Genomic DNA, 7,933 nt, shown 5'->3' on the forward strand with positions numbered 1-7,933 from the left:
GCCACCATGCACAACCTCGCCATGGCAGGGTGAAACAGCAGGTCAGCCATCACCCAGCCATGCCCGCCGCCAAGCCTTCTGCAACACCCTTTAGGAGCCGTATGACCGCTTCCAGTGGCGAGGTTGGTGACGAGCCCGGGGGTGGCGATGTCGATGGGGCGCCGGAAGGTTTGCGCGGCTGTTTCGTGTGCGGCTTTCGGATCTGTCCCTGGCCACAGGTGGGTGAGCATGAGCCTGGCAGCGCCCGCCTGGCTCGCGTACTGGCCGGCCAGCCGTGCGGTCAGCAGATACGGTGCGTCGGCGGCCGGTACCTGGTGGACGTACGTGGCTTCCGACAACAGCAGGTCAGCACCTTCGGCGAGGCGCAGGATGTCGCGGCTCGGACCCGTATCACCGGTGTAGGCGAGCACGGCGTCCGGCGTGGTCAGTCGGATGCCGGCGTTGGGTACGAAGTGCGGCAGGAGCCAGGTGTCGGTTCTGAATGGGCCGATGTCGAACCGGTCGCCGGGCTGGAACTCCCGAAGGCAGTACGCCTCGGCGAGCATGCTCGGTTTGTCGAGTGCGAGGACGGCATCGGCAGCGCCGTGGGGTGCGTAGACGGGCAGTGCCGGCGGTGGCGTGTCACTCAGGCCTCGGGCGCGCAGGAGAGGGTTGAGGTCGGCGCAGTGGTCGGGGTGTCCGTGGCTGATCAGCACGGCGTCAATGGAGTTGACGGTGTTGTGGTCGAGCAGGCGTGGCAGCGTGGCGTACCCAGGGTCGATGAGCAGGCGGAAACCCGAGTGCTCGACGACGTAGCCGCTGCATGCCTGGACTGCGGTGGGCCACGCCCCGCAGCCGCCGAGAACGGTCAGTTGCATGCCAAAGGACACTAGCTGGCATGCCGTGGTCGTGAGCAGGCATTTTCGGGACACGGGAGCGGAGGTGATCGAGACGTTGGTGCCATTTGTGGAAGCTGTTTCAACGTGTGGTTCCGTCTGCTCCAATGCGACCACAGGGCGGGGGGCCGGCGCCGATACGGGGACCGCGAAGTCCTCACGGTGATCATCTTCGTGGCCACGACGGGCTGCACCTGACGGCAGCTACCGCCGGTCTTCGGCCCGTCGGGGTCGACCGCGCACCGACGCCTCACCGAGTGGTCCGCCGCCCGGGTGTGGGCGAAGCTGCACCGCCTCGTCCTCGACGAACTCGGCTCGCGCGGCAAGTACTGGTCACGCTGCGCGATCGACTGGGTGAAACGTGCGGGCTCCCGCAGGCGGCTGCCGCCCCGGCTCGGATGAAGCCGACGAACCGCTTCCCGCTCAGCAGCCCGACCAGTCCTCCCGGCGCGCCACGAACCAGTGCACCCCCCTTCCGAAGGCATGGTGCGTGATGTGGACGCTGCCGGAGCCGATGTTGAGCTCGCCCGTGCCCGAGCCGCGACTGCGGCCGGGCTGGGCCGCGGAGCTGAAATTATGGACAGGGTTTGCTGTTGTCCGTTGTCCATCCGCCGGATCGGCTGTGCTCGGACGAACCCTGGTCCCGGGCATGCGCGGCCTGAGTGTTCCACGGTGAAGATGCCGGCCACACCGAGAAATAGCGGTTCAGGCGACGTCGTACTCGCCCGCCGGACTGATCAGGAACGGCTGACCTTCGGACACGCCCAGGTCATCCAGCCGCTGATCCAGATCGCCGAACAGCGCACTGAACTCCCTTATGAATGGGCTCACTTCCCTCGGCCACGCGAGGTCTCGCCGGATGAAGTGCACCCGCCACCCTGTGATCGACATGACGCTGGACGATAGCCGTGGACAGCTCAACAGCGCATAACAGAAGTGGGACGGCTACCGTGCGCAGCTCGCCGTGTACGCGGGCGGGCGGGTGCTGCTGCGCTCACGGCGCGGCACGGACATGACGGCCTCGATCTGCGCGGTCACTGGGTCGCTTGCCGCGCCCCGCACGCTGCTGCTGGGCCGCTACGACACGGCGGGCCGCCTGCAGTAAATCGGCCGTAGCACCACTCTGTCGCGGGCCGCCGGCCGCGCTGTGGCCGCCCATGTGGCCCCGCCGCACGGCGCGTACCCGTGGACGGGCTGGACGTTCTCGGCAGGGTGGGGAACGCCGCGCACTCTCGATGCCGTCCTGGTGCAGCCGGAGGTCGTGATGGAAGTCGACGTCGCCCGCGACAGCGCCGGACGGTGGCGGCACCCGGCCCGCCCCCACCGCATCCGCGCGGACGTCGACGTCCAGGAGGTGCCCCTGTTCGGCGAAGGCGGCACCTTGTCATGAATCAGGGCCGGACCATGGTCGGTTCCATGGTCGGGCCGACCACGGCGGCCGCGGTGAGCTCTTGGCGCAGGTCCAGGTAGCAGCGCAGCCGTACGCCGGGCTGACTGGCGTCCCGCGTCGTGCGCTCCGCTGTCGCCGTCGCCCTCCGATCGGCGAGCAGCTGCTGGAAGGCGAGTGCAGTGGCATCGTCGGCGGCCACCACGTCTACGACGACCAGGCCCGGCTCGCTCAATGTCAGCGACGTCAGGTCTCGTCGGCGAGCGCCGCCACCGTAGCGCCGACCGTGAAGCCATGCAGGCGGTTCGGCATCGGACGCCGTCGCTAACTACGGTCACCACGGGCGTGCCCGCGACGGGCCCGGCAACGCAGGCCGGGCCATGGAGGTCGGGTCACCCGGCGCGCTGGGTTGTCTCCCCGGCCTGAGCGGGTACGGCGGGCAGGGAGACGGTGCAGGAGGCGCAGCGTCGGGCCTGGGCGGGTACGGGGCTGAGGCATTCGGGGCAGTCCCGTTTGGGGGCTTGGACGTCGTGGTGCGGGGCGAGGCGTTCGTGGAGCTTGTTGATCGGGAGCACTACCAGGAAGTACAGGGCGCTGGCTAGGAGGAGGAAGCTGATCGCCGCGTTGATGAAGGCGCCGTAGGGGAACTCGGTGGCGCCTAGGGTGAAGGTCTTGTGGCTCATGTCGCCGGTGGCGCCGGTGGCCAGTCCGACGAGTGGTGTCAGGAAGGCGCTGACGAAGCCGTTCACCACGGCGGTGAACGCTGCCCCGATGACGATGCCGACGGCCAGGTCGACCACGTTGCCGCGCAGGATGAAGTTGCGGAAGCCCTTCACCTTCTCACCCCTAAGAGGCTCTAGACGTCGACGGGCGGCACCGAAAGCGCGGTCAGCCCATCCCCTTCGCCTCGGATGCCCTGCCACCCGTCCTCCATGCCGGCTCCGCCGTGCGGCGCGGTGAGGTAGTCAAGCACGCCATCGCGGCCTGAGGGGGTGCCTTCTCCACCGTGCGCTGTGACCGGTGAGCGTTGGGGTCAGCCGCTGGCGAGTATCGGGCCGGCCGGGGCAGCGAGTGTCTGGTGAGCGTGGGGGCAGGGCGTGGCAGAAGTGGTTGTGGGAATGCGCATCCGGCGCAGGAGATCACGGGTGGTGCGCTTGCGCAGTGTGCTGCGCCAGGTCAGTCCCGGGTGGCGGGACTGTAGGTGTGACAGCGCACGGGTGCCCAGGCCGGTGCTGTGGAAGCGCTCGTCGATGGCGACGGTGGTGATGACGCCCTGGGCGCAGTCAGTGCAGATCCGGTAGCGGACCTGGCCGACGACCTGGCGGGTGTGCACGAGGAGCAGGCATTCGTCGCCCGGGCCGGGGTCGTCCGGGATGTGCGTGGACAGGAAATCGATTGCCCGGTAGGCGAGGACGCGGCGGCGTAGGCGGCCGGTGCGCCGGTCTCGGCGTGAGTGCTTGGCGCCGTCGGGGCCGGGCGGCGATGTCTCGGCTGTGGAGGCCTGGCCGATGAGACTGCTGCTGGTGGGACGCGCATGTTGTCCGTGCATGACGTCTCGGGTGCCCGAACAACCGACGGCTACCCGTTCCAGCGCGCCGGGCACCCCGCCCGGGGGCGCCCAGCGCCGCGGTGTCCCCCCGGAGAGCTACTGCGGGGGACTCCCGGGTAGTGACGTGCTCAGGTCGGATGGATGCTGGAAGGCAACCGGGGCAGGCGTGTGGGGGTGCCCCTGTCCGCTGTCTTTCTCGGTGATTTGCCATGTCCTCATCCGCCCATCCCCACCCGCAGTCCGCGCCGGCGTCGGCCGACGAACTAGCGGCAGAGCTGGAGAGGGTGCGGGCGGAGAACCGACAGTTGCAGCAGGCGCTCGCCTCGCATGCCGTCGTCGACCAGGCCATCGGCGTCCTGACGGTCCTGGGGCAGCTTCCCCCGGGCGACGGCTTCACGGTGCAAGCACGGCCAGGGCGCGGCGCTGCCCGATGTCCTTCTCGGGGAACTACACGCAGCGCTGGCCCGCCACGCCGCCGACTCACGCTCCGTCTGATCGGGGGCGGCCGCGTCGCTCTATAGAGGCCGGCGTCCGGCGACGGTGCCGCCGGGGTCGTCCAGCAGGGCGATGCGGGCGGTGATCCGTTTGCCGACCGGCTCGCGCTGCGCTTCGAAGCCTTGGGCGACGGCCATGACGATCTCCAGGCCGTGCTGTCCCACCCGCCCGGCGTCGGCGGCCCGGGCCACCGGCAGCACCGGATCGCAGTCCCACACCACCACCTCGACCGCGTCGCCGGCGATGCGCAGATCCATCAGCACCGGTCCCGGCGCGTACTTGCGGGCGTTGGTGACCAGCTCGCTGACCACCAGCCGGGTCAGGTCCATGGCGCGTGCGGATACCGGAATGCCATGCTCGGCCTGGACGCAGGTCAGGAAGTCCGCGGCGAGGTGTCGGGCGTCGGCGATGCACGTGCCGTCGCCTTCCAGGGCCACCGTGGTCTGTATAGCCTGCTCATCCGGGGCCGCGCTGTCCTCACCCATCGACACTGGTTCCATCGCGGCCCGCCTCTGATACCCCGTTCACACCCCCGCGCGTACCCGCGCATGCGTGGTACACGCTTTACGCCCTCGAGGCGAAGGCATTACCCGCACTGTGCCGGGCAGCACTGCTGGGTGAAGGTCTTGGTGTGCCAGTATCACCGACATGGCAGAAGGGCACATGACCGACCCCGAACGAGCTGAGCAGGCACCGCGGCCGGTCGGGCTGTCGGTCCTGTCCACCGCCACTGACGGCGTCCGCGTGCTGACCCTGGCCGGTGAGATCGACCGCGACACCGGCGATCAGCTCAGGCAGGCCCTGAACGTCTCCGACACCGCCCGGCCCCGCATCGTGATCGACATGCGACAGGTCACCTTCATGGACTCCACCGGCATCAACATCCTCATCGCCGCCTACCAAGCCGTCACCGCGGCAGGCGGCTGGATACGCCTGGCCGGCCCCGCCGGATCAGTGATGCGCACCCTGCAGATCGTCGGCGTTGACGACGTCATCGACTGCCGAGCCAACCTGCGTGAGGCACTCGGACCCTGAAAACCGGGGTAGTCAGTGCTGCATCCAGCGCCAGTCCGGCATCGGCGGCATGTGCGGCGTGGGGGGCATGTGCGGCGCCCGGCTCATGGCCCGCTGCCACATCCCCCGGGCCTGCTCCTCGGGGCGCTGCTGTTCTCCGTGCAGCGCATTGAGAATGAGCAGGCCGCCGGTCAGGGCCGGGATGGTCCACTGCAGGAAGCCGAGCTGCCGCTGCGCCTTCTCCGTGTCGACGGGGTGCTCGTGGACCTTCTCGGTGTCTTCCGGGTCGCTGGAGGAAGCCAGCTCGATCTTCTTGCCCAGCACCCGGCTGTAGGCGGTGGCGGCCAGGGCGGCCCCGGTCAGAACTGTCTTGGCCACGGTGGAGGCGGCCACTCCCTGCTGGGTGGCAACCCGTGCCGCGTTCGCCCCGAGCAGGCCGCTGCTGCCGACCAGATGAGTTCCGATCGCCGCGGCGTTCACCGGCGCCCACTTCGCCCAGCCGGAGCTGGCGATCCGTGCGGTGCTCGCCTGCGTGCCCCCTTCGGCTCGTGCCGCGCCGTTGAGACCCACTGCGCCCATCAAGGAGCCGCCGAACCATGCGGCCAGTCCGAGGTCGTGCAGGCTGCGGAGGACGGTGTTGCGTTGCGACATCTCGGGACTTTCCCTTCGGTGGACTGCGAGACCAGCAGCGCATGGGCACTGCGTCCGTCCACTGTGGCCCGCCCCATGACAGGCCGCACCTCGGGTGCTGACGAATGAAGCCGGGCAGCATCCTGGTTGCGGGCACTCCTTGGATTGTCGACCAGATGTATAGGGGCGGCCGGGGGCGTAAGGCGATGCCCGCGGGGTTACTCGGCCGGGTATGGCAAAGCTGCATCTTCCAGGGCGAAAAGACCACCACCGCAGTGACGAGGTGCTGGCACCGGAGGAGGTTGGGCCGGGGCCTGAGGTTGAGCGGCGGGCACCGGATACGCCGACCAAGCTGCCCAAAGCATCGTGGGGCAAGGTTCTCAAAGGCAGCCTGAAGGAGTTCAAGGACGACGAGCTGACCGACCGCGCCGCGGCCCTGACGTACTACGGGATCCTGTCGCTGTTCCCCGCGCTGCTGGCGCTGGTCTCCCTGCTGGGCCTCGCCGGCAAGTCCGCCACCGACACGGTGCTGAACAACCTCCAGCAGTTCGCCCCCGGCTCCGCCCGCAACATCATCACCGGGGCCGTGGAGCAGTTGCAGGGCAACGCCGGCATCGGCTCGATCATGGCCGTCGTCGGGCTGGCGCTGGCGATCTGGTCGGCGTCCGGCTACGTGGCGGCGTTCATCCGCACCTCCAACGCCGTCTACGACATGCCCGAGGGCCGCCCGGTGTGGAAGGTCCTGCCCGTGCGGGTCGGGGTCACCGTCGTGCTGATGGTGCTGGCCGTGATCAGCGCACTGATCGTCGTCTTCACCGGCCCCCTGGCCCGCCAGGCCGGGCAGGCGCTCGGAATCGGGGACACCGCGCTGACGGTGTGGTCGATCGCCAAGTGGCCCGTGCTGGTCGTCCTGGTCACGCTCATGATCGCGATCCTGTACTGGGCCAGCCCCAACGCGAAGGTGAAGGGCTTCCGGTGGATCACCCCGGGCAGCTTCCTCGCCCTGCTGATCTGGATGATCGCCTCCGCCGGGTTCGCGTTCTACGTCGCCAACTTCGCCTCGTACAACAAGACCTACGGCACGATGGCCGGCGTCATCGTCTTCCTGGTCTGGCTGTGGATCACCAACCTGGCCATCCTGCTGGGCCTGGAGTTCGACGCCGAGACCCTACGGCAGCGGGCCATCGCCGGCGGACACCCGCCGGAGGCCGAGCCGTACACCCAGCCCCGCGACACCCGGAAATGGGACGAGGAAGACCGGCGCCGCCTGGACGAGACCTGACCGCGCCGCAGCGCGTCCGGGTCGCCGGGCATGGTCGGTGATCTTCGGGATACCCGACAGGCTATGAGCTTGCTGGCAGGGATCCGTGAGACCGACCGGAGTATGACCAAGCGGCTCGCTGCCAGTGCCTCACCCGGCCTTCACCGGACGCTGTCAGCGGTGGAGCAGACGGCAGAGGGAACCAAGCTGTGGTGCGGCGCCGCGATGATGATGGCGTGGCGGGGCGGCTGGCGCGGCCGCAAGGCCGCAGCCACGGGCCTGGCGGCGGTGGCCGTGGCGCAGCTGGTCTCCAACGGAGTGTGCAAGCAGCTGGCCGACCGTCCCCGGCCCCCGAAGCAGTGGTTCCCGCACGACGAGGTCGAGGACCGTCCCGACTCCTCCTCCTTCCCCTCCGGGCACACCGCCGCCGCGGTCGCCTTCACCACCGCCATCACCCCCACCTGGCCGCTGGCCGGTGCCCTGTGCGCGGTGCCGGCCGCCATGGTGGCCATCGAACGTGTGCAAAGCGGCGCCCACTACCCCAGCGACGTCGCCGCCGGCGCCGCCATCGGCCTGGCCAGCGCCTGGCTCACCCGCCGCGCCCCGCACCTGATCCTGCGCCACTGGCCCTAGGTCGTGTCCGCAAAGTGGCGGCGTCGTTGGTCTGTTCGTGGTGCGTCGTCATGAGCTGACTGATGAATCGTGGGCGGTGATCGAGCCGT

Annotated in this window: 11 protein-coding genes and 1 pseudogene; 5 read left to right on the forward strand and 7 right to left on the reverse strand. The window is 69.4% G+C overall.

What is annotated here, in order from left to right; all coding sequences use genetic code 11:
- A partial coding sequence (locus ABTX60_RS42795) for an MBL fold metallo-hydrolase (protein WP_352102017.1) occupies positions 1-857 on the reverse strand: 857 nt, incomplete at its 3' end.
- Between the two features lie 86 nt (positions 858-943).
- On the opposite strand from ABTX60_RS42795, the pseudogene ABTX60_RS42800 reads away from it, so the two are divergent.
- Positions 944-1,232 (forward strand): annotated as a pseudogene (locus ABTX60_RS42800) (transposase); the annotation flags it as partial.
- A gap of 348 nt (positions 1,233-1,580) precedes the next feature.
- Here ABTX60_RS42800 and ABTX60_RS42805 read toward each other — a convergent pair.
- Positions 1,581-1,766 (reverse strand): hypothetical protein, encoded by a 186-nt coding sequence (locus ABTX60_RS42805; RefSeq protein WP_352102018.1) that lies wholly within the window; start codon positions 1,764-1,766, stop codon positions 1,581-1,583.
- A gap of 256 nt (positions 1,767-2,022) precedes the next feature.
- On the opposite strand from ABTX60_RS42805, the gene ABTX60_RS42810 reads away from it, so the two are divergent.
- Positions 2,023-2,265 (forward strand): hypothetical protein, encoded by a 243-nt coding sequence (locus tag ABTX60_RS42810; protein ID WP_352102019.1) that lies wholly within the window; start codon positions 2,023-2,025, stop codon positions 2,263-2,265.
- 1 nt (position 2,266) lies between these two features.
- Here the strand turns inward: ABTX60_RS42810 and ABTX60_RS42815 are convergent, their stop codons facing one another.
- From ABTX60_RS42815 to ABTX60_RS42830, 4 genes are all read right to left on the reverse strand, one after another.
- Positions 2,267-2,497: a DUF6207 family protein gene (locus ABTX60_RS42815; protein ID WP_502992503.1), complete on the reverse strand. Its 231-nt coding sequence runs from the start codon at positions 2,495-2,497 to the stop codon at positions 2,267-2,269.
- A 157-nt stretch (positions 2,498-2,654) separates the two neighbouring features.
- A complete protein-coding gene (gene mscL, locus ABTX60_RS42820) occupies positions 2,655-3,098 on the reverse strand; it encodes a large conductance mechanosensitive channel protein MscL (RefSeq protein ID WP_352102020.1) in 444 nt (147 codons plus the stop codon).
- Positions 3,099-3,295: 197 nt separating this feature from the next.
- The gene (locus ABTX60_RS42825; protein ID WP_352102021.1) at positions 3,296-3,811 is read right to left on the reverse strand and encodes a hypothetical protein; all 516 of its coding nucleotides are present in this window, start codon (positions 3,809-3,811) and stop codon (positions 3,296-3,298) included.
- A 515-nt stretch (positions 3,812-4,326) separates the two neighbouring features.
- The gene (locus ABTX60_RS42830) at positions 4,327-4,791 is read right to left on the reverse strand and encodes an ATP-binding protein (protein ID WP_352102022.1); all 465 of its coding nucleotides are present in this window, start codon (positions 4,789-4,791) and stop codon (positions 4,327-4,329) included.
- A gap of 163 nt (positions 4,792-4,954) precedes the next feature.
- Between ABTX60_RS42830 and ABTX60_RS42835 the strand changes: the two genes are divergently transcribed.
- Entirely contained in the window at positions 4,955-5,341 is a 387-nt protein-coding gene (locus tag ABTX60_RS42835; protein ID WP_352102023.1) for an STAS domain-containing protein, read from the forward strand.
- A gap of 12 nt (positions 5,342-5,353) precedes the next feature.
- On the opposite strand, the gene ABTX60_RS42840 is transcribed toward ABTX60_RS42835, so the two are convergent.
- A complete protein-coding gene (locus tag ABTX60_RS42840) occupies positions 5,354-5,971 on the reverse strand; it encodes a hypothetical protein (protein WP_352102024.1) in 618 nt (205 codons plus the stop codon).
- 211 nt (positions 5,972-6,182) lie between these two features.
- Here ABTX60_RS42840 and ABTX60_RS42845 point away from each other — a divergent pair, with 211 nt between their 5' ends.
- Together ABTX60_RS42845 and ABTX60_RS42850 are read left to right on the forward strand one after the other, a co-directional pair.
- Positions 6,183-7,232, forward strand: coding sequence for a YihY/virulence factor BrkB family protein (locus ABTX60_RS42845; RefSeq protein ID WP_352102025.1), 1,050 nt, complete (start codon positions 6,183-6,185; stop codon positions 7,230-7,232).
- Positions 7,233-7,391: 159 nt separating this feature from the next.
- Positions 7,392-7,844 carry a phosphatase PAP2 family protein gene (locus ABTX60_RS42850; RefSeq protein WP_352102026.1) on the forward strand — a complete coding sequence of 151 codons (453 nt, stop codon included), beginning with the start codon at positions 7,392-7,394 and terminating at the stop codon, positions 7,842-7,844.
- Positions 7,845-7,933: the final 89 nt, after the last annotated feature.

Origin of the sequence: Streptomyces sp. NPDC126510 (assembly GCF_040302345.1) — a bacterium.
Classification (GTDB): domain Bacteria; phylum Actinomycetota; class Actinomycetes; order Streptomycetales; family Streptomycetaceae; genus Streptomyces.

Excerpts from the sequence above, each read along its gene's own strand:
- ABTX60_RS42830 (WP_352102022.1), bottom strand. The coding sequence starts at position 4,791 with ATGGGTGAGGACAGCGCGGCCCCGGATGAGCAGGCTATACAGACCACG.
- ABTX60_RS42845 (WP_352102025.1), top strand. The coding sequence starts at position 6,183 with ATGGCAAAGCTGCATCTTCCAGGGCGAAAAGACCACCACCGCAGTGAC.
- ABTX60_RS42805 (WP_352102018.1), bottom strand. The coding sequence starts at position 1,766 with ATGTCGATCACAGGGTGGCGGGTGCACTTCATCCGGCGAGACCTCGCG.
- ABTX60_RS42825 (WP_352102021.1), bottom strand. The coding sequence starts at position 3,811 with ATGCACGGACAACATGCGCGTCCCACCAGCAGCAGTCTCATCGGCCAG.
- ABTX60_RS42835 (WP_352102023.1), top strand. The coding sequence starts at position 4,955 with ATGGCAGAAGGGCACATGACCGACCCCGAACGAGCTGAGCAGGCACCG.
- ABTX60_RS42840 (WP_352102024.1), bottom strand. The coding sequence starts at position 5,971 with ATGTCGCAACGCAACACCGTCCTCCGCAGCCTGCACGACCTCGGACTG.